Annotated in this window: 32 protein-coding genes; all 32 read right to left on the reverse strand. The window is 65.8% G+C overall.

Annotation, left to right across the window (positions count from 1 at the left end):
- Positions 1 to 59 precede the first annotated feature (59 nt).
- Positions 60 to 443: a 30S ribosomal protein S13 gene (rpsM, locus tag BO221_RS27575; protein WP_043409053.1), complete on the reverse strand. Its 384-nt coding sequence runs from the start codon at positions 441 to 443 to the stop codon at positions 60 to 62.
- Positions 444 to 494: 51 nt separating this feature from the next.
- Complete coding sequence (rpmJ, locus tag BO221_RS27580; RefSeq protein ID WP_002633586.1) at positions 495 to 611, reverse strand: 50S ribosomal protein L36; 117 nt, start codon at positions 609 to 611, stop codon at positions 495 to 497.
- Between the two features lie 78 nt (positions 612 to 689).
- Positions 690 to 908 (reverse strand): translation initiation factor IF-1, encoded by a 219-nt coding sequence (gene infA, locus BO221_RS27585; RefSeq protein WP_043409051.1) that lies wholly within the window; start codon positions 906 to 908, stop codon positions 690 to 692.
- Between the two features lie 137 nt (positions 909 to 1,045).
- Positions 1,046 to 1,810, reverse strand: coding sequence for a type I methionyl aminopeptidase (map, locus tag BO221_RS27590; RefSeq protein ID WP_073563502.1), 765 nt, complete (start codon positions 1,808 to 1,810; stop codon positions 1,046 to 1,048).
- A gap of 20 nt (positions 1,811 to 1,830) precedes the next feature.
- Complete coding sequence (locus BO221_RS27595; protein WP_073563503.1) at positions 1,831 to 2,478, reverse strand: adenylate kinase; 648 nt, start codon at positions 2,476 to 2,478, stop codon at positions 1,831 to 1,833.
- A gap of 141 nt (positions 2,479 to 2,619) precedes the next feature.
- Positions 2,620 to 3,969, reverse strand: coding sequence for a preprotein translocase subunit SecY (secY, locus tag BO221_RS27600; protein WP_043409041.1), 1,350 nt, complete (start codon positions 3,967 to 3,969; stop codon positions 2,620 to 2,622).
- A gap of 126 nt (positions 3,970 to 4,095) precedes the next feature.
- Complete coding sequence (rplO, locus tag BO221_RS27605) at positions 4,096 to 4,611, reverse strand: 50S ribosomal protein L15 (protein WP_073563504.1); 516 nt, start codon at positions 4,609 to 4,611, stop codon at positions 4,096 to 4,098.
- A 16-nt stretch (positions 4,612 to 4,627) separates the two neighbouring features.
- Complete coding sequence (gene rpmD / locus BO221_RS27610) at positions 4,628 to 4,891, reverse strand: 50S ribosomal protein L30 (protein ID WP_073563505.1); 264 nt, start codon at positions 4,889 to 4,891, stop codon at positions 4,628 to 4,630.
- 3 nt (positions 4,892 to 4,894) lie between these two features.
- Positions 4,895 to 5,413, reverse strand: a complete 519-nt coding sequence (gene rpsE, locus BO221_RS27615) for a 30S ribosomal protein S5 (RefSeq protein WP_043409036.1) — start codon at positions 5,411 to 5,413, stop codon at positions 4,895 to 4,897.
- A 27-nt stretch (positions 5,414 to 5,440) separates the two neighbouring features.
- The gene (rplR, locus tag BO221_RS27620) at positions 5,441 to 5,797 is read right to left on the reverse strand and encodes a 50S ribosomal protein L18 (protein WP_043409034.1); all 357 of its coding nucleotides are present in this window, start codon (positions 5,795 to 5,797) and stop codon (positions 5,441 to 5,443) included.
- 96 nt (positions 5,798 to 5,893) lie between these two features.
- On the reverse strand, positions 5,894 to 6,463 hold the full coding sequence (gene rplF / locus BO221_RS27625; protein WP_047857266.1) for a 50S ribosomal protein L6: 570 nt from the start codon (positions 6,461 to 6,463) through the stop codon (positions 5,894 to 5,896).
- 59 nt (positions 6,464 to 6,522) lie between these two features.
- Positions 6,523 to 6,924, reverse strand: a complete 402-nt coding sequence (gene rpsH / locus BO221_RS27630) for a 30S ribosomal protein S8 (RefSeq protein WP_047857265.1) — start codon at positions 6,922 to 6,924, stop codon at positions 6,523 to 6,525.
- Between the two features lie 177 nt (positions 6,925 to 7,101).
- Entirely contained in the window at positions 7,102 to 7,287 is a 186-nt protein-coding gene (locus BO221_RS27635; RefSeq protein ID WP_043409024.1) for a type Z 30S ribosomal protein S14, read from the reverse strand.
- Positions 7,288 to 7,303: 16 nt separating this feature from the next.
- A complete protein-coding gene (gene rplE, locus BO221_RS27640) occupies positions 7,304 to 7,954 on the reverse strand; it encodes a 50S ribosomal protein L5 (RefSeq protein WP_073563506.1) in 651 nt (216 codons plus the stop codon).
- Positions 7,955 to 8,129: 175 nt separating this feature from the next.
- Positions 8,130 to 8,459 (reverse strand): 50S ribosomal protein L24, encoded by a 330-nt coding sequence (gene rplX / locus BO221_RS27645; RefSeq protein ID WP_073563507.1) that lies wholly within the window; start codon positions 8,457 to 8,459, stop codon positions 8,130 to 8,132.
- A 37-nt stretch (positions 8,460 to 8,496) separates the two neighbouring features.
- Complete coding sequence (gene rplN / locus BO221_RS27650; protein ID WP_073563508.1) at positions 8,497 to 8,865, reverse strand: 50S ribosomal protein L14; 369 nt, start codon at positions 8,863 to 8,865, stop codon at positions 8,497 to 8,499.
- A gap of 106 nt (positions 8,866 to 8,971) precedes the next feature.
- A complete protein-coding gene (gene rpsQ / locus BO221_RS27655; protein WP_043409017.1) occupies positions 8,972 to 9,286 on the reverse strand; it encodes a 30S ribosomal protein S17 in 315 nt (104 codons plus the stop codon).
- Positions 9,287 to 9,297: 11 nt separating this feature from the next.
- Positions 9,298 to 9,504, reverse strand: a complete 207-nt coding sequence (rpmC, locus tag BO221_RS27660; RefSeq protein ID WP_073563509.1) for a 50S ribosomal protein L29 — start codon at positions 9,502 to 9,504, stop codon at positions 9,298 to 9,300.
- Between the two features lie 66 nt (positions 9,505 to 9,570).
- Positions 9,571 to 9,990 carry a 50S ribosomal protein L16 gene (rplP, locus tag BO221_RS27665; protein WP_043409010.1) on the reverse strand — a complete coding sequence of 140 codons (420 nt, stop codon included), beginning with the start codon at positions 9,988 to 9,990 and terminating at the stop codon, positions 9,571 to 9,573.
- A gap of 56 nt (positions 9,991 to 10,046) precedes the next feature.
- A complete protein-coding gene (gene rpsC / locus BO221_RS27670) occupies positions 10,047 to 10,709 on the reverse strand; it encodes a 30S ribosomal protein S3 (RefSeq protein WP_043409008.1) in 663 nt (220 codons plus the stop codon).
- 46 nt (positions 10,710 to 10,755) lie between these two features.
- A complete protein-coding gene (rplV, locus tag BO221_RS27675) occupies positions 10,756 to 11,103 on the reverse strand; it encodes a 50S ribosomal protein L22 (RefSeq protein ID WP_043409005.1) in 348 nt (115 codons plus the stop codon).
- A gap of 40 nt (positions 11,104 to 11,143) precedes the next feature.
- Positions 11,144 to 11,425 carry a 30S ribosomal protein S19 gene (rpsS, locus tag BO221_RS27680; protein WP_073563510.1) on the reverse strand — a complete coding sequence of 94 codons (282 nt, stop codon included), beginning with the start codon at positions 11,423 to 11,425 and terminating at the stop codon, positions 11,144 to 11,146.
- A 15-nt stretch (positions 11,426 to 11,440) separates the two neighbouring features.
- Positions 11,441 to 12,286: a 50S ribosomal protein L2 gene (rplB, locus tag BO221_RS27685; protein ID WP_073563511.1), complete on the reverse strand. Its 846-nt coding sequence runs from the start codon at positions 12,284 to 12,286 to the stop codon at positions 11,441 to 11,443.
- Between the two features lie 32 nt (positions 12,287 to 12,318).
- Complete coding sequence (locus tag BO221_RS27690) at positions 12,319 to 12,612, reverse strand: 50S ribosomal protein L23 (RefSeq protein WP_043408997.1); 294 nt, start codon at positions 12,610 to 12,612, stop codon at positions 12,319 to 12,321.
- Positions 12,609 to 13,232 carry a 50S ribosomal protein L4 gene (gene rplD, locus BO221_RS27695; protein ID WP_073563512.1) on the reverse strand — a complete coding sequence of 208 codons (624 nt, stop codon included), beginning with the start codon at positions 13,230 to 13,232 and terminating at the stop codon, positions 12,609 to 12,611. Before rplD ends, BO221_RS27690 begins: the two co-directional genes overlap by 4 nt.
- A gap of 53 nt (positions 13,233 to 13,285) precedes the next feature.
- Positions 13,286 to 13,594: a 30S ribosomal protein S10 gene (rpsJ, locus tag BO221_RS27700; protein WP_002625389.1), complete on the reverse strand. Its 309-nt coding sequence runs from the start codon at positions 13,592 to 13,594 to the stop codon at positions 13,286 to 13,288.
- Between the two features lie 187 nt (positions 13,595 to 13,781).
- Entirely contained in the window at positions 13,782 to 14,972 is a 1,191-nt protein-coding gene (gene tuf, locus BO221_RS27705) for an elongation factor Tu (RefSeq protein WP_073563513.1), read from the reverse strand.
- 116 nt (positions 14,973 to 15,088) lie between these two features.
- Positions 15,089 to 17,164 carry an elongation factor G gene (fusA, locus tag BO221_RS27710; protein WP_073563514.1) on the reverse strand — a complete coding sequence of 692 codons (2,076 nt, stop codon included), beginning with the start codon at positions 17,162 to 17,164 and terminating at the stop codon, positions 15,089 to 15,091.
- A 140-nt stretch (positions 17,165 to 17,304) separates the two neighbouring features.
- The gene (rpsG, locus tag BO221_RS27715; protein WP_043408972.1) at positions 17,305 to 17,775 is read right to left on the reverse strand and encodes a 30S ribosomal protein S7; all 471 of its coding nucleotides are present in this window, start codon (positions 17,773 to 17,775) and stop codon (positions 17,305 to 17,307) included.
- A 145-nt stretch (positions 17,776 to 17,920) separates the two neighbouring features.
- Entirely contained in the window at positions 17,921 to 18,292 is a 372-nt protein-coding gene (rpsL, locus tag BO221_RS27720) for a 30S ribosomal protein S12 (RefSeq protein WP_043408969.1), read from the reverse strand.
- A gap of 205 nt (positions 18,293 to 18,497) precedes the next feature.
- Positions 18,498 to 19,013, reverse strand: coding sequence for a ribosomal protein S18-alanine N-acetyltransferase (gene rimI, locus BO221_RS27725; protein ID WP_073563515.1), 516 nt, complete (start codon positions 19,011 to 19,013; stop codon positions 18,498 to 18,500).
- The gene (locus BO221_RS27730) at positions 19,010 to 19,747 is read right to left on the reverse strand and encodes a hypothetical protein (RefSeq protein WP_073563516.1); all 738 of its coding nucleotides are present in this window, start codon (positions 19,745 to 19,747) and stop codon (positions 19,010 to 19,012) included. The genes rimI and BO221_RS27730 overlap by 4 nt, the downstream gene beginning before the upstream one ends.
- Positions 19,748 to 19,795 lie beyond the last annotated feature (48 nt).

Here is a 19,795-nt window from a genome sequence, read left to right on the forward strand (position 1 = left end):
GCTCCGTGAGGTAGGTGATCGACGCCGGCTCCTCAGGGGGGCCGGCGCAGGTGGAAGAACTAGCGAGCGCCCGCCGCCGGCTTGGCGCGCACGATGCCGCGCTTCGGACCCTTGCGGGTGCGCGCGTTGGTGTGCGTCCGCTGGCCACGGACCGGCAGACCCTTGCGGTGACGCAGACCCCGGTAGCAACCCAGGTCCATCAGCCGCTTGATGTTCATGGTCACCTCGCGACGGAGGTCACCCTCGACCTTGTAGGTCGCCTCGAGGATCTCGCGGATCTTGCGCGTCTGCTCCTCGGTGAGGTCCTTGGTCCGGGTGGCGAGGTCGATACCCGCCGCGGTGATGATGTCGTGGGCGGACTTGTTGCCGATCCCGTAGATGTACTGCAGCGAGATCACCGCGCGCTTGTTGGGCGGGAGGTCGATGCCGGCGATACGAGCCATCTTGAGTCGTTCCTTCTGGTGAGTTGGTCTGGAGCTCGGTCCCTGAGGGGCCTAGCCCTGGCGCTGCTTGTGCCGCGGGTTGGAGGCGCAGATGACGCGCACGATGCCCTTGCGGCGGACAACCTTGCACTTGTCGCAGATCTTCTTGACGGACGCCCGAACCTTCATGGCGGTACTTCCCTTCCTTCGCTTTAGAAAAGAAAAGCCTCGAGGGCCGGTCCGCCATTCCGCGGAACCGAGCCCTTGCTACTTCGCCCGGTAGGTGATCCGGCCCCGGGACAGATCGTACGGGGACAGCTCGACCTTGACCTTGTCGCCCGGGAGGATTCGGATGAAGTGCATCCGCATCTTGCCCGAGATGTGCGCGAGCACCTTGTGGCCATTGTCCAGCACCACACGGAACATCGCGTTCGGGAGGGGCTCCATTACCGTCCCCTCGACTTCGATGGAATCATCCTTCGGCAATCAGATAACCCTCTTGCGGACCACCGGAACTCTGGAAGCGCGGCGGGATAACACTTTGGTCCAGAAGTGGCAAGCATCCTCGCGCAGTAAAACCGAATTTCTACGAACCCCCGTGTACCCCACTCTATTCCGCTCGCCTACCCGGTCCGCTGCCGGGTGAGGACTTCGGGCCCCCCTTCGGTGATGAGCACGGTGTGCTCGAAGTGAGCGGAAAGCTTGCTGTCGCGCGTTACGGCTGTCCACTGATCCTCGAGGACCATCACCTCATCCGTGCCCTGGTTCACCATGGGCTCGACCGCGAGGACCATTCCTGGACGAAGCTTCAGGCCACTGCCCGGCTGGCCGTAATTGGGCACATCCGGCTCCTCGTGGAGGCGGCGGCCGATGCCATGGCCGCTGAAGAGCCGGACCACGGAGAAGCCCCGGGCCTCCACGTGGCGCTGGACGGCGTGGCCGATGTCCCCGAGCCGGTTGCCGGGCACCATGGCCTGGATGCCCTTGTGGAGGGCCTCCCGGGTGGTGTTGACCAGGGCCTGGGCCTCGGCGCTCACCTTCCCCACCGGCACCGTCCGGGCCGAGTCCCCGAAGTAGCCCCGGTAGGCGACCCCGAAGTCCAGTTTCATCAGGTCTCCCTCCCGCAGCTTGCGCCGCTTGGAGGGGATGCCGTGCACCACCTCGTCGTTGACGGAGGCGCACAGGCAGGCGGGGAAGCCGTGGTAGCCCTTGAAGGCTGGCCTGGCCCCCTTCTGGTAGATGAGCTTCTCGGACAGGGCATCCAGGTCCCAGGTGGTGACACCCGGGGCCACGGCCTTCTCGAGCTCGTCCAGGATCTCGCTCACGATGCGCCCGGCTTCGCGCATGAGGGCGATCTCCTCCCGGCTCTTGATCGCGACCTGGCCCACGGCTGCCCCTGTCCGCCCGCTCAGCCCTTGCCCAGGGCCTTCTTGATGTCGGCGTACACGCCCTCGGGCGAGCCGACACCGTCGATCGTCTTGAGCAGACCGCGCTGCGCGTAGAACGGCTCCAGGGCCGCGGTCTCCGCGTCGTACTTCTTCAGGCGCTTCTCGATGACATCCGCCTTGTCGTCATCGCGCTGCACCAGGCCGGCGCCATCCTTGTCGCAGAAGCCCGCCCGCTTCGGGGGGTTCTGGTAGACGTGGTAGACGGAGCCGCAGGTGGGGCACGAGCGCCGGCCCGAGCCACGCTCGATGAGCTTCTCGTGGGGCACCTTGAGGGACACCACGGCGTCGAGCTTCTTGCCCAGCCGGGCGAGCATGCGCTCGAGCGCCTCGGCCTGGGGAGGCGTACGCGGGAAGCCGTCCAGGACGAAGCCATTGGCGCAGTCCGGCTCCTTGAGGCGCTCCTCCACGATGCCGATGACGATGTCGTCCGGCACGTAGGCACCGGCGGCCATCAACGGCCCGGCCATCTTGCCCAGCTCGGTGCCCTCGCGGACCGCCTTGCGGAGGATGTCGCCGGTGGAGATCTGCGGAATCTTGAACTCCGCGTACAGATTCTTCGCCTGCGTCCCCTTCCCTACGAAGGGCGGGCCAAACAGGATGAGGTTCATTGGGTTCCTCTCAGCTCGTCAGGAAGGAGCATGGGAGGGCCACGGCGCGAACCTCCTCCCACTGCTCACGACACCCCTGGAACGACGAGGCGCTCCTCCCCGGGGTGAAGGGGAGGAGCGCCAGGGAAACTGCTGAATCGACTAGGCCGCCACGCGGGGGGCCCGGCCGCGGATGCGCGGACCGCGAGGACCGGCGAAGCCCTCGTAGTTGCGGCTGATGAGGTGACCCTCGATCTGCTGCACCGTGTCCAGCGCCACGCCCACGACGATGAGCAGGGCCGTACCGCCGAAGGTGAAGCGCACGCCCAGCACGTTGCTGATGATGGACGGAATCACGCAGATGGCGGCCAGGTAGAGCGCGCCACCGAAGGTGATGCGGTTGAGCACGCCCTCGATGAAGTCCGCCGTCTGCCGACCCGGACGGATGCCCGGGATGTAGCCGCCCTGCTTCTTGATGTTGTCCGCCACGTCGTCCGGCCGGAAGGTCAGCGCCGTGTAGAAGAACGCGAAGAAGATGATGAGCAGCACGAAGATGCCGTTGTAGACCCAGGGGCTGCCCTCGATGCTGCGCTGCACCGTCTGCAGCGCCGGGAACCAAGTGCCCAGGGTGGCCGGGAAGGACAGCAGCGCGCCGGCGAAGATGGGAGGAATCACGCCCGCGGTGTTGACCTTCATCGGGAAGTAGGTGGCCTGGCCCGCGAACATCCGCCGCCCCGCCATGCGCTTGGCGTACTGCACCGGAATCCGCCGCATGCCGCGCTCGACGTAGCAAACCACACCCACCACCAGCACCATGAACGCCAGCAGGGCGCCCACGGCGGCCACGCTGATGATCTCCTGGGCAATCATGTCCAGCAGCGTCTTACCGCTGGGGAGCAGACCGGCCACGATACCCGCGAAGATGATGATGGAGATGCCGTTGCCGATGCCGCGCTCGGTGATGCGCTCACCCAGCCACATGATGAACGCGGTGCCCGCCGTCAGGGAGATGACGGTCATGAAGGTGAACCAGGCGTTGTCGTTGGGGACGACGATCTGGTTGAAGCCGCTCTGGCCCGCGTCGGAGCGGCCGAGCGAGGCCAGCCAGCGCGAGATGCCGATGCCCTGGATGACGGACAGGAGGATCGTGCCGTAGCGGGTGTACTGGTTGATCTTCTGCCGTCCACCAGCGCCCTCCTTCTGGAGGCGCTCCAGGCTGGGCACCACCACCGCCAGCAGCTGGATGATGATGGAGGCGGACACGTACGGCATGATGCCCAGACCGAAGATGGACATCTGGTCCAGGGCGCCGCCGGAGAAGAGGTTGAAGAGCGAGAACAGACCGCCCGACTGGCGCTGAGCGTCCATGAACGCGTTCATCGCCGCTCGGTCGACGCCGGGCGTGTTGATGAAGATACCGATGCGGTACACCGCGAGCAGCCCCAGCGTATAGATGAGCCGGCTGCGCAGCTCCGCGATGCGGAAGACGTTGGCGAAGGCGTTCAGAGCCACGTGGGAACCATCCCCCAGAAAGGTTTCAGCGAGAACAACAGCGCCCCCGTCCGAATTCGGAAAGGGGCGCGGAATCCTACACGGTTGGAGCAGCGCGCACCACTAAGAGTGTGATGCGCCCTACCCTCACGACTTGGCCTGCTTGACGCCCTTGCCGCTGTGGGCCTTGGCGGCGGACTCGGGCTTGTGGGCCACGAGCGGCAGCTCCTCGACGGAACCGCCCGCCTTCTCGACCGCCTCGCGAGCCGTGGCCGAGAGCTTGTGCGCCCGGACGGTCAGCTTCTTGGAGAGCTTGCCGTTGCCGAGCACCTTCACGCCGTCGTACCGGCCCTTCACCAGGCCGCGCGCCTTCAGCGCCGCCTCGTCCACCGTGGCGCCCGCGTCGAACGCCTCGAGGTCCGCCAGGTTCACCACCGCGTAGATGGTGCGGTTGGGGGAGATGAAGCCGAACTTCGGCAGCCGGCGCTGCAGCGGGCTCTGACCGCCCTCGAAGCCCTCGAACCGCATGTTACCGGAACGAGCCTTCTGGCCCTTGCCACCGCGGCCGGCCGTCTTGCCCAGACCGCTACCCTGGCCACGGCCCACCCGCTTCTTGCGGTGCCACGAGTTCGCCGGGCGCTTCAGGTTGTTGAGCGTAGTCATTGTCTGAACCTTCTTCCTAGGCCTTGGAGGCCTGGCTGGCGCGCGCGGCGTCCCGCTCCCGGATGTGCCGGGGCTTGCGACGGGTGGTCTTCGGGGCGTCGCCCTTCACCGTCTCGGACGTCACCAGGTGACGCACCTTGTTCACCATGCCGCGGATCGCCGGCGTGTCCTGGAGGAGCCGCTCGTCGCCGAACTTCTTCAGCCCGAGGCTCCGGATGGTCGCGAGCTGGTCCACGGACGAACCCGCGAAGCTCTTCGTCAGCTTGACCTTGAGCGCCATGATTTAACCCCTCGCCTCTTCGGACTTCTGGGGACCCACGTCCTTGCCGCGCAGGCGAGACACCTGCTCCGGCGAACGCAGCGTCTTCAGACCGGCCACCGTGGCCTTCAGCACGTTGTGGGGATTCCGCGAGCCCTGGCTCTTGGTCAGGATGTTGCGGATACCCGCCGCCTCGAGGACCGCGCGCACCGCACCACCGGCGATGACGCCCGTACCCTCACCGGCCGGCTTCAGGAGCACCCAGCCCGCGCCGAAGTGACCGAGCACCTCGTGCGGAATGGTGTGGCCCTGCAGCGGGACGCGGAACAGGTTCTTCTTCGCGTTCTCGCCACCCTTGCGGATGGCCTCGGGGACCTCGTTGGCCTTGCCCAGGCCGATGCCGACGTGGCCGGCACCATCGCCCACCACCACCAGCGCGGCGAACGAGAACCGCCGGCCGCCCTTCACCACCTTGGCGACGCGGTTGATGTTCACCACCCGGTCGGTGAGGTCGAGATCGTTTGGATTGATCGGAGTTGCCACTTGGGAACTTCCTTATTCGAAAGGTTTCTAGAACTTCAGCCCGCCCTCACGCGCGGCATCGGCCACGGCGGCGATACGGCCGTGGTAGGGGAAGCCGTTGCGATCGAACACCACCGCATCGACATTGGCCGCCTTGCACTTCTGGGCGATCAGGGCGCCCACGCGCTTGGCCTCGGCCTTCTTGTCGCCCTCGGTATTGCCCTTGAGCTCCTTGGAGAGCGACGAGGCGAACGCCAGGGTGCGGCCCGTGGTGTCGTCCACCACCTGGGCGTAGATGTGCTTGAGGCTCTTGTAGACCGACAGACGCGGGCGCTCGGTGGTACCCGAGAGCTTCCGGCGGATGCGGTCCTTCCTCTTGAGGCGCGGATCGAGTTTCTTCGACATGGATGATTCCTTCTCCGTCCGGCGGTGATGGGGACTTCCACCGCCGGATGATTGCGCGGCACCAGGTGGCGCCGCGCGGTTGGGTGTTCACTCCGACTAGGCGGTGCCCGTCTTGCCTTCCTTGCGACGGATCTTCTCGGTCGAGTACTTGATGCCCTTGCCCTTGTACGGCTCGGGCGGGCGCAGCGCGCGGATCTTCACGGCGGCGGCCCCGAGGGCCTCCTTGTCCGCGGACCGGAGCGTCAGACCCAGGGTGGGCAGACCATCCTCGGTGCGGGCGGCCTTGTCGACCTCGGCCGTCACGCCCTCGGGCAGGTTGAACACCACCGGGTGCGAGTAGCCCAGCGACATGTTGATCGTCTTGCCCTTCACCTCGGCGCGGAAACCGACGCCGCGGATGTCCAGGCGACGCTCGAAGCCCGTGGACACGCCCTTGGCCGCGTTGGCCAGCAGCGTGCGCGTCAGGCCGTGCAGGCTGCGGGCCTCGCGCGACTCATCCTCGCGCTCCACCCGGACCTCACCGCCCGCGACCGTCACCTTCACGCCCTTGGCGGGAAGCTGAACGACCATCTTGCCCTTGGGACCTTCGAAACTGACCTGGCGGCCCGACACCGTGGCCTTCGTCTTGTCCGCCAGCTTGACCGGAAGCTTTCCAATCCGACTCATGATTTCCTCAGTGCAGTCAGTCCAGGTCGCGGCTCACGCCGCGGCACCCGGGGAGCTGGCTAGTAGACGGTGCAGAGCAGCTCGCCGCCGACCTTCTGCTTGCGAGCCTCGGAGTCCACCATCACGCCCTTGGAGGTGGACAGGATCGAGATGCCCAGGCCGCCGAGCACCTGCGGAATCTCACGCACGTTCACGTAGCGGCGCAGGCCGGGCTTGGACACGCGGCGGATGCCGGTGATGGCCGGAGCGCGATCCGGGCCATACTTCAGCTGGACCGAGATCTCGTTCTGCGGGGCGCGCTCGTGGACGGTGTAGTCCCCGATGAAACCCTCGGACTTGAGAACCTTGATGATCTCGAGCTTGAGGTTCGAGTGGGGCATGACGACCTTGTCGTGACGCGCGCGCGAACCGTTGCGCAGGCGGGTCAGCATGTCGCCAATGGGATCGTTGACAACCGACATGAAAGTACCTTCCGTGCGGAGCGGTTTCGCCGCGTCCGCGCTCGCAACCGCCGCGCCTGCCGGGCCCATCCCGGGGGTTCGCCACGATTGCCATGCATGAGAACTGCTTCGGCCCGCCTCTTCAGAGGCCAGCCAGGCACCCGGACCCCTGCTCGGGGTCCGGAAGCCCGCGTCCGACTACCAGGACGACTTGGTGACGCCGGTGATCTCACCGCGGAGCGCGCGGTGCCGGAAGCAGATACGGCACATGTTGAACTTCCGCAGGAACGCGCGGGGCCGGCCGCAGAGCGGGCAGCGGTTGTACGCGCGGACGGAGAACTTCGGCTTGCGCTTCGCCTGGGCGATCTTCGAGAGCTTGGCCATGGATGCGAATTCCTCGTTACGTGCGGAACGGCATGCCGAAGTGACGCATCAGCGCCAGCCCCTGCTCATCGTTCGCGGCGGTGGTGACGAAGCTGATGTTGAGCCCCTTCACCTTCTCGATCTGGTCGTAGTTGATTTCCGGGAAGATGATCTGCTCGCGGACGCCGAGCGTGTAGTTGCCCTTCCCGTCGAAAGCCTTGGGGGACACGCCCTTGAAGTCACGCACGCGCGGCAGCGCCACGGTGATGAGGCGGTCCAGGAACTCGTACATGCGATCGCCGCGCAGCGTGACGGCGCAGCCAATGGCCTGGCCCTGGCGCAGCTTGAAGTTCGCGATGGACTTGCGGGCGCGGGTCACCACGGGCTTCTGGCCGGTGATGGCACCCAGCTGGTCCACTGCGGACTCGAGGATCTTGTTGTTGGCGAGCGCCTCGCCCAGACCCATGTTGACGACGATCTTCTCGAGGCGGGGAACCTCCATCGGGTTCTTGAGCGACAGATCCTTCATCAGCGCCGGGATGCCTTCCTTGCGGAAGCGCAGCTTCAGACGCGCCGGGCCAGCCGTCAGACCCTCCTCGATGTTCGCCGCGAAGCCAGCCTTCTTGACTTCTTCCTTCTTGCGGCCCTTCTTTTCCTTCTTCGCCGCGTCCTTCTTCTCTTCAGCCATCGCCTTGTCCTCTGCTTCGGAGCGCCGCCGTGGACCCAGCGCGCCGATCAGTACTGCGTGGAAACTGGAAACACCGGAGCCCCCACGGGTCCTTCGGGGCCCCGGGTATGCTCGCCCGCCCTCCCCTCACCCGAGGTAGGGCAAAGGGCGCGCATACATGCCCGAACCGGCACCCCTAGTCAATCAGGGCGTCGCAGTTCTTGCAGAACCGCTTCTTCTTGTCCCCATCAGCCCGGATACCCACGCGGGTCGGCTTGTCGCACTTGGCGCAAACCACCTGCACGTCCGAGATCTGGATGGTGCCCGGCTTCTCCACGATGCCGCCCTCGGGCTGCTGGGGCGTCTTGCGGAGGTGCCGCTTGACCAGGCGCAGTCCCTCGACGGTCACGCGCTGGGCCTCGCGGTCGATCTTCAGCACCTTGCCGCGCTTGGTCGCCGGGGTCTTCTCCGAGCGCTCGGCGCCGGCGATGACCTGGACGGTGTCTCCAACCTTGAGCTTCTCCATGGTTCCTCTCCCTCCTCGCGGACCGCCTGATGCCCTACTAGAGGACCTCGGGAGCGAGCGAGATGATCTTCATGAACTTGCGGGCGCGGAGCTCGCGGGCCACCGGCCCGAAGATGCGCGTCCCGATGGGCTCCATGTCCTTGTTGATGAGGACGGCGGAGTTGCCATCGAACTTGATGTAGCTGCCATCCGGACGGCCCACCCCGCGCGCGGTGCGCACGATGACCGCCTTGGCCACGTCACCCTTCTTCACCTTGGAGTTCGGCAGCGCCTCGCGCACCGACACGACGATCACATCGCCGATGGACGCGTACTTGCGCTTCGAACCACCAAGCACCTTGATGCAGAACACCTTCTTGGCGCCCGAGTTGTCGGCCACGTCGAGCACGCTCGTCATCTGAATCATCTGGAATCTCCTATCTCAGCTACGGCAGGCCCATCCGGCGAGGACGGGCACCGCGCGGCTCGAGCCACGGCCTCGCGCGCCTGTGGGCTGCGCGAGCTCGGACGGCTCAGACGTTCTTGCTCTTCTCCAACACCTCGACCACGCGCCAGCGCTTGTCCTTGGAAGCAGGACGGGTCTCGGCGATACGCACCCGGTCACCCTCGTTGATGGTGATCTTCGCCGGGTAGTCGTGGTCCTCGACGTGCGCCTTGTACTTCTCGCGCATGCTCATGATCTTCCCGTACTTCGGGTGAGACGCGCGGCGCGAGACGGTGACGACCACCGTCTTCTGCATCTTGTTGGAGGTCACGATCCCCACGCGGGTCTTGGGACGGCCGCGGGTGGAGATCTTGGCAGAGGTGGATTGAGTCGCTTCAGCCATGAGAAAAGCTCCTAAGCCTTCTTCTCCGCCCGGGACTTCTCCCCCAGGACGGTCAGGATGCGCGCCAGATCGCGCTTGTGCTGGGTGCGCTCGGGCGGGTTGTCGAGCGAGCCGGTGGCCCGCTTGAGCTGGTCCTGGAACAGCGTCTCGCGCAGCTCGGCCGCGCGCCGCTTCAGGTCGTCCGCCGAGAGCTCCTTGAGTTCCTTCGCAGTCGCCATCTTCAAATCTCCTTCAAGCCAGCGGGCGGCCCCTCTACACCAGGTGGGCCGCCCGGAGGCAGAAAACTAGAGGGCCAGCTCGTTGCGGCTGACGATCTTCGTCAGCACCGGCAACTTCGCCTGGGCCAGCTTCATGGCGGCCGTGGCAACCTCGGGCGTCATACCCTCCATCTCGTAGAGGATGCGGCCGGGCTTGACCACCGCCACGTAGTACTCCACGCCACCCTTACCGGTACCCATTCGAGTCTCGGCGGGCTTCTTGGTGATCGGCTTGTCCGGAAACACGCGGATCCAGATCTTGCCGCCACGCTTGATGTGACGCGTCATCGCGATACGGGCCGCCTCGATCTGCCGCGAGGTGATCCACCCCGGCTGCAGGGACATGAGGCCGTACTGACCATAGGTCAGGTCGCTGCCACGGTGGGCCTGGCCGGGCATGCGGCCCTTGTGCATCTTGCGGAATTTCGTACGAGCAGGCTGAAGCATCGTCGGTGTCCTTCAAGCCCGAGCAAGCCGCCCCTCACGGGGCGGCTCCCGGGGAGTTAGCGGTTGGCAGCCGGCGCGGCCTGGCCACCCTTGGTGGGCAGCACCTCGCCGCGGCAGATCCAGACCTTGCAGCCAATCTTGCCGTAGGTGGTCTTGGCCTCGGCGAAGCCGTAGTCGATGTCCGCACGAAGGGTGTGCAGGGGCACGCGGCCCTCGCGGTACCACTCGTAGCGGGCCATCTCCGCGCCGCCGAGACGGCCGGAGCAGGAGACACGGATGCCCTTGGCGCCGAACTTCATCGCCGTCTGCAGCGCCTTCTTCATGGCGCGGCGGAAGGCGATACGGCGCTCGAGCTGGGTGGCGATGTTCTCGGCAACCAGCTGGGCGTCCGTCTCGGCCTTGCGGACCTCGACGATGTTGAGGAAGACCTCGTTCTTGGTGAACTGCTGGAGGTCCTTCTTCACCGTCTCGATGCCGGCACCGCGCTTGCCGATGACGATGCCCGGGCGCGCGGTGTGCACGTTGACCTTCACCTTGTTCGCCGCGCGCTCGATCTCCACCTTGGAGACACCCGCGTGGGCGAGCGACTTCTTCACGAACTCGCGGATGCGGATGTCTTCATGCAGCCACTGCGCGTAGTTCTTGTGCTCGAACCACTTGGAGTCCCAGGTCTTGATGACCCCGAGGCGGAACCCAATGGGATGGACTTTCTGGCCCAACGTGCTTCTCCTTCGAATCGGTTGCGTGGGGCGCCAGGGGGCGGCCTTACTTCTTGGCCGCCTCCTCCAGCACCACGTGAATGTGGCTGGTCTTCTTGTTGATGCGCGTGGCGCGGCCCATGGCGCGCGGCATGTAGCGGCGCTGGGTCGGACCCTGATCCACCGAGATCGTCTTCACGATCAGGCGGTCCACATCGACCTGGCCCTTGGACAGGTCGGTGGCGTTGGCCACGGCGCTCTTGATGAGCTTGGCCACCGGAACAGCCGCGGCGCGGCTGGTGAAGCGCAGGATGTTCAGGGCCTGCCCCACCGGCTTGCCCCGGACAAGCGCCGCCACGGTGGAAACCTTCCGGGGCGACATGCGCAGGTACCTCAGATGTGCCTTCGACTCCATGTCATCTCCTCTGGCGGACGCCGCTGGTCAGCGGGGCCGGCTACTTGCCCTTGGCGACCTTCTTCTCCGCCGAGTGACCGCCGAACGTACGCGTCGGGGCGAACTCGCCGAGCTTGTGGCCCACCATGTTCTCGGTCACGAAGACGGGGATGAACTTGCGGCCGTTGTGCACCGCGAAGGTGTGGCCCACGAACTCCGGCAGGATGGTGGAACGCCGGGACCACGTCTTCACAACACTCTTCTTGCTCGTCTTGATCATGTCCTCGATCTTCTTCACGAGGTAACCATCGACGAACGGACCCTTCTTAATCGAACGCGCCATTGTGTGAACCCTCGACTACTGGCTGCGCGCGCCCGGGCGGCGGACGCTCACGATGAACTTGTCAGTACGCTTGTTGGTGCGCGTGCTGAGACCCTTGGTCTTCTGGCCCCACGGCGACACCGGGTGCGGATTACCCTGGCCGGACTTACCCTCACCACCACCGTGCGGGTGGTCGACAGGGTTCATGGCCAGACCGCGGACGGTGGGCCGGATGCCCAGCCAGCGGCTGCGACCGGCCTTGCCGATCCGGATGATCTCGTGCTCCAGGTTGCCCACCTGGCCCACGGTCGCCCGGCACTCGATGAGGACCATGCGCACGGCGCCCGAGGGCAGACGAACCTGGGCGTAGCGGCCCTCCTTGGCCATCAGCTGGCCGGAGGAACCGGCGGAGCGGATGATCTGGGCGCCACGGCCCGGCTTCAGCTCCACGTTGTGGATGATGGTACCGATCGGGATGTTGATCAGCGGGAGGCTGTTGCCCGGACGGATGTCCGCGCCCTCACCCGCCATAACGGTGTCACCGACCTTGAGGTCGACCGGGGCGAGGATGTAGCGCTTCTCGCCATCCGCGTAGTGCAGGAGGGCGATGTTGGCGGAGCGGTTCGGGTCGTACTCGACCGCGGCGACCTTGGCCGGCACGCCGTCCTTGTCCCGACGCTTGAAGTCGATGACGCGGTAGCGGCGCTTGTGACCACCGCCCTGGTGGCGGCGGGTGATGTGGCCGTGGACGTTACGGCCGCCGGACTTCTTCAGGGACTCGGTGAGCTTCTTCTCCGGCTTGCCCTTGGTGATGTCCGCGAAGTCAGACGCGGTCATCAGACGGCGGGCGGCGGAGGTCGGCTTGTACTTCTTGATGCCCATGGTGGTTCCTCAACGACGGTCAGCGCTGTGCGCTAGACCGCGCCTCCCTCGAAGAGCTCGATCTTGTCCCCTTCCTTCAGGGTCACGACCGCCTTCTTGAAGTTCGGCCGCTTGCCAATCGAGCGACCCACGCGCTTGGTCTTGCCGCGCACGATGTTGGTCCGCACTCCCTCGACGCTCACCTTGAAGAGCTTCTCGACGGCGTTGGCCACGTCGTACTTGCTGGCCTTCTTGTCGACGATGAACGAGTACTGCCGGAACTTCTCGCGGGCCGCGTCCAGCTTCTCGGTGATGAGCGGTCCCTTGATGACGTCGTTGATATTCACGAGAGCGCCCCCTCGATGGCCTTCGCGGCCGCGGAAGTGAGCACCAGGTGCTTGTGGCGGAGCACGGACTCGAGGTTCAGGCCCTCGGGGGGCAGAACGTCGAACTTCGCCAGGTTGCGCACGCTGCGGTGCAGGTTGGTGTTGGTCTTGGCGTCGATGACCAGCGCGCCAGACAGCTTCAGGCGCTTGGTCAGAGCCTCGAAGGCCTGCTTGCTCTTGGGAGCGGACAGGCTGAAGTCACTCACGATGATGAGCGTCTTCTCACGAGCGCGCAGAGACAGGGCCGCCTTGAGCGCACCGCGGCGGACCTTCTTCGGAGGACGGTAGAAGTAGTCCCGCTGCTTCGGGGCCATCGCCTTACCGCCACCCACCCAGTGGGAGGCGCGGATGGAACCCTGACGAGCGCGGCCAGTGCCCTTCTGCTTCCAGGGCTTCTTGCCACCGCCGCTCACCAGGGAGGTGTTCTTCACACCCACCGTACCCCGGCGCCGGTTGATCTGCTGCATCTTCGCCACCTCGTAAAAGAGGTGCGCGTTCGGCTCGGCGCCGAAAACCTCGTCGGAGAGCTCGAGCTCCGACACCTTCTTCAAATCCAAGTCGACTACGTCGAACTTCGCCATGGCTCTTTCCTCTGGGGAACGGAGTGGAACCGCGAGGGCTCAGCCCCGCTTCCTCAGGACTTGATCTCCACGTCAACGCCGGCCGAGAGATCCAGCTTCATCAGCGCGTCCAGCGTCTGCTGGGTCGGCTCGAGGATATCGAGCAGGCGCTTGTGAGTACGGATCTCGAACTGCTCGCGGCTCTTCTTGTCCACGTGCGGCGAGCGCAGAACCGTGAACTTGTTGATGCGCGTGGGCAGGGGGATCGGACCGGCCACCTTGGCGCCCGTGCGCCGAGCCGTCTCCACGATCTCGCCAGCGCTCTGATCCAGGAGCTTGGAGTCGTACGCCTTCAGCCGGATGCGGATCTTCTGTGTCGCCATTCGCAAAAACCTCTTTAAACGGCCTCTGCCTTCGGGAGGCGCTACGACCAACGTCCCCTGGATGTCACAGAGCCATTTCTTCGAACGAAGGGGCGCGGCATGTACCACCGGCCCCTGGTGGATGCAACCTTATTCCGACTTCCCCGAACTTTTCTGAACAAAAGCCCGGGGAAGCGGTACGACGAAACTACGCGATGATCTCGGCCACGACGCCGGCGCCCACGGTACGGCCACCCTCGCGAACGGCGAAGCGCAGCTCCTTCTCCATGGCCACAGGGGTGATCAGCTCCACCTCAATGGCGATGTTGTCACCGGGCATCACCATCTCGACGTTGTCCGGCAGCTTCACCGTACCCGTCACGTCCGTGGTGCGGAAGTAGAACTGCGGACGGTAGCCCTTGAAGAACGGGGTGTGACGACCACCCTCCTCCTTCGAGAGCACGTAGATCTGGGCCTTGAACTTGGTGTGCGGCGTGATGCTGCCCGGCTTGGCCAGCACCTGGCCGCGCTCGAGGTCCTCACGCTTCAGACCACGCAGCAGCGCGCCAATGTTATCGCCCGCGCGGCCCTCGTCCAGCAGCTTGCGGAACATTTCCACGCCCGTGACGACCGTCTTCTGCGTGGGGCGGATTCCCACGATCTCGATTTCCTCGCCCACCTTGATGATGCCGCGCTCCACGCGGCCGGTGGCCACCGTACCGCGGCCGGCGATGGAGAACACGTCCTCCACCGGCATCAGGAAGGGCTTGTCCGTGGCGCGCTGCGGGGTGGGGATGTAGCTGTCCACCGCCTCCATCAGCTTGAGGATGGCCGGCTCGCCGATGTCCGAGGTGTCACCCTCCAGCGCCTTGAGGGCCGAGCCCGGGACGATGGGGATGGTGTCGCCGGGGAACTCGTACTTCTTGAGCAGGTCGCGGACTTCCATCTCCACGAGCTCGCGCAGCTCGGGGTCGTCCAGCATGTCGACCTTGTTCAGGAAGACCACGATGTAGGGGACGCCGACCTGGCGGGCGAGCAGGATGTGCTCACGCGTCTGGGGCATCGGGCCGTCGGCGGCCGACACCACGAGGATGGCGCCGTCCATCTGCGCCGCGCCCGTGATCATGTTCTTCACGTAGTCGGCGTGGCCCGGGCAATCRACGTGCGCGTAGTGACGGTTCTTCGTCTTGTACTCCACGTGGGCSGTGGAGATGGTGATGCCGCGCTCGCGCTCCTCGGGGGCCTTGTCGATCTGGTCGTACGCGAGGAAGGTCGCGCCGCCCGTCTTCGCCAGCACCTTGGTGATGGCCGCCGTCAGGGACGTCTTGCCGTGGTCAACGTGGCCGATGGTGCCGATGTTGACGTGCGGCAAGCTTCTATCGAATTTTTCCTTACTCATTGCTGCTCCTCGCAGACCGGATTCCGGCCGAATCGAGAAAAGGTGCTGCGTCGTGCTCCAAACCCGCGGAAACGTCAATCTAAATCGCCTGCCCCCCATGCGAGGGGCCGGGTGCATCAACGGTTCAGCACGTCCTTGGGTGCCGGCGCGTAGTGGCTGAACCGCATGGTGTAGGTGGCTCTTCCCTGGCTGCGGCTCCGCAGGTCGGTCGAGTACCCGAACATCTTGGCGAGCGGCACCTGGGCGTTGATCGCCTGCACGCCTCCCGGCCGGGGCTCCATGCCCAGGATCTTCCCGCGGCGGCCGTTCAGGTCGCCAATGACGTCACCCGTGAAGTCGTCCGGGGTGACGATCTCGCAGTCCATGATGGGCTCGAGGAGCGTCGGGGCGGCGGAGCGCACGGCATCGCGGAAGGCCATCGAGCCGGCGATCTTGAAGGCCATCTCGTTGGAGTCCACGTCGTGCATGGAGCCGTCATAGGCCTCCACCTTCACGTCCAGCATGGGGTAGCCCGCGATGGGACCACTCTGCATGGCCTCCTGGATGCCCTGCTTCGCCGCCTCGACGAACTCCTTGGACACCGTGCCGCCGACGATCTTGTTCTCGAAGGCGAAGCCGGCACCCGGGTCGTTGGGGGCCACCCGCAGGTTGATGTGGCCGTACATGCCCTTGCCACCCGTCTGGCGGATGTACTTGCCCTCGGATTCCACCGCCTGGGTGATCGTCTCGCGGTAGGCCACCTGGGGCTTGCCCACGTTGGCGTCCACCTTGAACTCCCGCAGGAGCCGGTCGACGATGATGTCCAGGTGCAACTCGCCCATGCCGGCGATGATGGTCTGCCCCGTCTCCTCGTTCGTCTTCACGCGGAAGGACGGGTCCTCCATCGCCAGGCGCGCGAGGCTCGTGATGATCTTGTCCTGGTCCGCCGTGGACTTCGGCTCGATGGCCACGTCGATGACGGGCTCGGGGAACTCCATCCGCTCCAGGATGATGGGGTGCTTGTCGTCGCAGAGCGTGTCGCCCGTGGTGGCCAGCTTCAGGCCCACCACCGCGCAGATGTCACCGGCGTAGCACTCCTGGACCTCGTCCTTCTTGTCCGCGCGCATCTGCACCAGACGGCTGATGCGCTCGCGCTTGCCCTTCACCGAGTTCCACGCCGCCGAGCCCGCCTCCAGCTTGCCCGAGTAGATGCGGAGGAACGTCAGCGTCTGCGACGGGAACTGCGGGTCGTTCATGATCTTGAACGCCAGCGCGCTGAAGGGCGCCTTGTCATCCGTCGGCCGCGTCTCGTCCTCGCCCTTGGGCGACTTGCCGTGTACCGGGGGCACTTCCAGCGGGTTGGGCAGGTAGTCCACCACCGCGTCCAGCAGCGGCTGCACACCCTTGTGCTTGAACGACGAGCCACAGAACACGGGGAAGATCTTCAGCCCCAGGCACCCCTTGCGGATGGCGCCGCGGATCTCCGCCTCGGTCAGCTCCGTGCCCTCGAGGAACTTCTCGGTGAGCGCATCGTCCTGCTCCGCCGCCGTCTCGACGAGCTCGTTCCGTGCCGCGGTGGCCTCCTCGAGGAACTCCCCGGGGATGTCCACCACGTCGTACCGGCTTCCCTGCTCCGAGTCGTGGAAGACGAGAGCCTTCATCCGCACCAGGTCGATGACCCCGCGGAGCTTGTCCTCCGTCCCGAGCGGCAGCTGCAGGCGCACCGGGCGCGCACCCAGCTTCTCGCGGATGGAGTTGACGGACATGGTGTAATCCGCGCCCACCCGGTCCATCTTGTTGATGAAGCAGATGCGGGGGACCTTGTACTTGTCCGCCTGGCGCCAGACCGTCTCGGACTGGGGCTCCACGCCGTTCACGCCGTCGAAGACCGCGATGGCCCCGTCCAGCACGCGCAGCGAGCGCTCCACCTCGATGGTGAAGTCCACGTGGCCCGGCGTGTCGATGATGTTGATGCGGTACTTCTGCTCGCTCCTGCTCCAGAACGCGGTGATGGCGGCCGAGGTGATCGTGATGCCGCGCTCGCGCTCCTGGGGCATCCAGTCCGTGGTCGTGGTGCCTTCATGCACCTCGCCCATCTTGTGGATGGCTCCCGTATAGAACAGGATCCGTTCCGTGGTCGTGGTCTTGCCGGCGTCGATGTGCGCCATGATGCCGATGTTGCGATAGCGCTCGAGCGGATACTCGCGAGGCATTTCTCCGAACCTCTCCAGAACAGGACGGGCGGTTCCCCTGCCCTTCCAACCACGAAACCAACGAAACGGTTGTCAAAGACCGGAAACACCCGGACGCGGGGGTCCGCATCCGGGTGCCGGATACTACAGGAGACGCAGGACTACCAGCGGTAGTGGGCGAAGGCCTTGTTGGCCTCGGCCATCTTGTGCGTGTCCTCGCGCTTCTTCACCGCGTTGCCACGGTTGTTGGCGGCGTCCATGATCTCGCCGGCCAGCTTCTCCATGGCCGTCTTCTCACCACGCGCCTTGGCGTAGGTGATGATCCAGCGCATGCCCAGCGCCACGCGGCGGTCCTGACGGACCTCCACGGGCACCTGGTAGGTGGCGCCACCGACGCGGCGGCTCTTCACCTCGAGCACCGGCTTGACGTTGTCCAGGGCCTTCTTGAACGTCTTGAGGGGATCCTCCTTCGCACGCTCCTCGATGAGGGCGAAGGCGCCGTAGCACACCCGCTCGGCGATGGACTTCTTCCCCTTGCGCATCAGGTCGTTCACGAACTTCGTGACGAGGCGGTCCTGGAACTTCGGATCAGGAAGGATCTTGCGCTTGGCTACTACGCGACGACGAGGCATTGCTCTGTATCCCTTACGCCCCGCTCCCTTGCACCCGGGAGACTCAATTGGGGGCTTCGAACTGCGTTGGCGAACTCAGGAAGGCTCCCCAGGGTGCGGGGCAAGCATCCCAATCAAATGAAACGAAGGTGATCTCGAGCGGAAATCAGCTCGGGCGCTTGGCGCCGTACTTCGAGCGGCTCTGCTTGCGGCCGGCCACGCCCACCGAGTCCAGCGTGCCGCGGACGATGTGGTAGCGGACGCCCGGGAGGTCCTTCACACGGCCACCGCGGATCATCACCACCGAGTGCTCCTGGAGGTTGTGACCCACGCCGGGGATGTAGGAGGTGACCTCGATCCCGTTCGTCAGACGAACACGCGCCACCTTGCGGAGGGCCGAGTTCGGCTTCTTCGGAGTGGTGGTGTACACGCGGGTGCACACGCCACGCTTCTGGGGGCACTCCTTCAGAGCGGGGCTCTTACCCTTGATGTTCAACTTCTCGCGGCCCTTGCGGACCAGCTGGCTGATAGTCGGCACTGAACTCCTCTTCCTTCCCGATTGCTCCGGGGGGGTGTCCCCGGGGGCGCATACAAACCTACAACTGCGCTTGAAAAAGGGTCGCGAGTATAGGGAGGGAGCACCCTGTGTCAAGCGACAGCTGGCCCACGGCTTGAACCGTGAACCCCACGGGCATCCATTCCTACACTCTGACAACGGGGCCGGTCCTCTACTCCCCTGGCTGCTAGAAGTCGAGCACCATCACGATCGCGTCCTCGGGCGGCTGGCCCTCGTCCACGTAGTAGTTCGGCCTCACCCCCACCGCGCGGAAGCCGAACGACTTGTAGAGGTTGATGGCGGCCTCGTTGCTCTTGCGCACCTCCAACGTGGCCAGGCTGCACTTGCGTGCCCGCCCCTCGGCCAGGGTGGCCTCCATCAGCTCCCGCCCCACCCCGCGCCGCCGGTGCTCCGGCGCCGTCGCCACGTTCAGCACGTGCACCTCGTCGTGGACGATCCAGAAGATGGAGATGCCCAGCAGGCGCTTCCCTCCCTCCGGCAGCGGCTCCTCCAACAGGAAGATGACGGACCAGTCGTGACTGAGCTCGCGCTGCAGCAGCTCGAAGGACCAGGGGTTGCGGAACGAGGCCTTCTCCAGGTCCATCACCGCCGGCAGATCCTCCCGCGTCATCCTGCGGATGAGGAACGGAGACTCCGGCCTGGGCTTGCTCCCCGGACGGTAATCCTCGCGCATGCGTCTCATGGCTGCTCCCCCTCCTGGAGCCGTGCGAAGGGCGCCACCCGCCGGATCCTCGCGCTCTCCCGGACCTGCTGGAACTCTTCCCCCGCCAGCCTGGTGTAACGCTCCCGGAACAGCTTCTCCCGGATCGTGTCCCGCACCGCCTCGAACGGACCCCCCAGCGTTCCCTTGTGCTCCTCCCAGTACCGCCGGACGTCCGCGTCACTCACCTGGGCGCGCAGGCGGATCCGGCTGTCCAGGATGCGCTCGGCCCGGACGTTCCGCTCCAGCACCACCGTGAGCTGCTCCAGGTCCGCGTCGTGCCGGGCCAGGAAGGCCAGCAGCGACGTCTCGTCCTCGAAGCGGTCCCGGAACGACCTCAGCCGCGCCTCCACCTCCGAGCGCTCCGCCTGGAAGGCCTGCAGCCGGTCCGCCCCCGCCACCAGCAGCCGGTAGTTGATGGCCAGCTCCAGCGCTCCCCGGAGCGTCTTCTCGTCGAGCGGGGCCTCCGCCGCTCGCACGGCTCCTCGCTGGACCAGCGATACCCGGGTCTCGAACTCCAGCTCGCTCAGGGTGAGGACCTGGGTGCCAATGACCGCCACCACCCGGTCGATGACCCGGCTCCCGCCCCCCGGAGCTCCCGAAGAGGGCTCGGACGGGGGCTCGGGAGCAGGCGGCCGGGCGGCGGCCACCGGCACCAGCGCCAGCCAGCCCGCCACCAGCACCGTCTTCGTCCCCTGTCGGTACCGCGCTGACATGCTCTCCCTCGCGCCTCCGGCCACTTTATACATCCCGACCCTGGCTCA

The sequence above is a fragment of the Archangium sp. Cb G35 genome (assembly GCF_001896145.1).
Lineage (GTDB): Bacteria > Myxococcota > Myxococcia > Myxococcales > Myxococcaceae > Archangium > Archangium violaceum.

Bases quoted from the DNA above. Each gene is read 5' to 3' on its own strand.
- rplF (WP_047857266.1), bottom strand. From the start codon at position 6,463: ATGAGTCGGATTGGAAAGCTTCCGGTCAAGCTGGCGGACAAGACGAAG.
- rplE (WP_073563506.1), bottom strand. From the start codon at position 7,954: ATGGCTGAAGAGAAGAAGGACGCGGCGAAGAAGGAAAAGAAGGGCCGC.
- rpsJ (WP_002625389.1), bottom strand. From the start codon at position 13,594: ATGGCGACACAGAAGATCCGCATCCGGCTGAAGGCGTACGACTCCAAG.
- BO221_RS27635 (WP_043409024.1), bottom strand. From the start codon at position 7,287: ATGGCCAAGCTCTCGAAGATCGCCCAGGCGAAGCGCAAGCCGAAGTTC.
- rplD (WP_073563512.1), bottom strand. From the start codon at position 13,232: ATGGCGAAGTTCGACGTAGTCGACTTGGATTTGAAGAAGGTGTCGGAG.
- rplB (WP_073563511.1), bottom strand. From the start codon at position 12,286: ATGGGCATCAAGAAGTACAAGCCGACCTCCGCCGCCCGCCGTCTGATG.
- rpmD (WP_073563505.1), bottom strand. From the start codon at position 4,891: ATGGCGCTCAAGGTCAAGCTGACGAAGAGCTTCGCGGGTTCGTCCGTG.
- rpsH (WP_047857265.1), bottom strand. From the start codon at position 6,924: ATGTCGGTTGTCAACGATCCCATTGGCGACATGCTGACCCGCCTGCGC.
- rplO (WP_073563504.1), bottom strand. From the start codon at position 4,611: ATGACTACGCTCAACAACCTGAAGCGCCCGGCGAACTCGTGGCACCGC.
- rplX (WP_073563507.1), bottom strand. From the start codon at position 8,459: ATGGAGAAGCTCAAGGTTGGAGACACCGTCCAGGTCATCGCCGGCGCC.
- BO221_RS27595 (WP_073563503.1), bottom strand. From the start codon at position 2,478: ATGAACCTCATCCTGTTTGGCCCGCCCTTCGTAGGGAAGGGGACGCAG.
- rpmC (WP_073563509.1), bottom strand. From the start codon at position 9,504: ATGGCGACTGCGAAGGAACTCAAGGAGCTCTCGGCGGACGACCTGAAG.
- rplV (WP_043409005.1), bottom strand. From the start codon at position 11,103: ATGGAGTCGAAGGCACATCTGAGGTACCTGCGCATGTCGCCCCGGAAG.
- fusA (WP_073563514.1), bottom strand. From the start codon at position 17,164: ATGCCTCGCGAGTATCCGCTCGAGCGCTATCGCAACATCGGCATCATG.
- rpmJ (WP_002633586.1), bottom strand. From the start codon at position 611: ATGAAGGTTCGGGCGTCCGTCAAGAAGATCTGCGACAAGTGCAAGGTT.
- rpsQ (WP_043409017.1), bottom strand. From the start codon at position 9,286: ATGGCTGAAGCGACTCAATCCACCTCTGCCAAGATCTCCACCCGCGGC.
- BO221_RS27730 (WP_073563516.1), bottom strand. From the start codon at position 19,747: ATGTCAGCGCGGTACCGACAGGGGACGAAGACGGTGCTGGTGGCGGGC.
- rpsM (WP_043409053.1), bottom strand. From the start codon at position 443: ATGGCTCGTATCGCCGGCATCGACCTCCCGCCCAACAAGCGCGCGGTG.
- rplN (WP_073563508.1), bottom strand. From the start codon at position 8,865: ATGATTCAGATGACGAGCGTGCTCGACGTGGCCGACAACTCGGGCGCC.
- rpsS (WP_073563510.1), bottom strand. From the start codon at position 11,425: ATGGCGCGTTCGATTAAGAAGGGTCCGTTCGTCGATGGTTACCTCGTG.
- rplP (WP_043409010.1), bottom strand. From the start codon at position 9,990: ATGCTTCAGCCTGCTCGTACGAAATTCCGCAAGATGCACAAGGGCCGC.
- rpsG (WP_043408972.1), bottom strand. From the start codon at position 17,775: ATGCCTCGTCGTCGCGTAGTAGCCAAGCGCAAGATCCTTCCTGATCCG.
- rplR (WP_043409034.1), bottom strand. From the start codon at position 5,797: ATGTCGAAGAAACTCGATCCGCGCCTCAAGAGGAAGGACCGCATCCGC.
- rimI (WP_073563515.1), bottom strand. From the start codon at position 19,013: ATGAGACGCATGCGCGAGGATTACCGTCCGGGGAGCAAGCCCAGGCCG.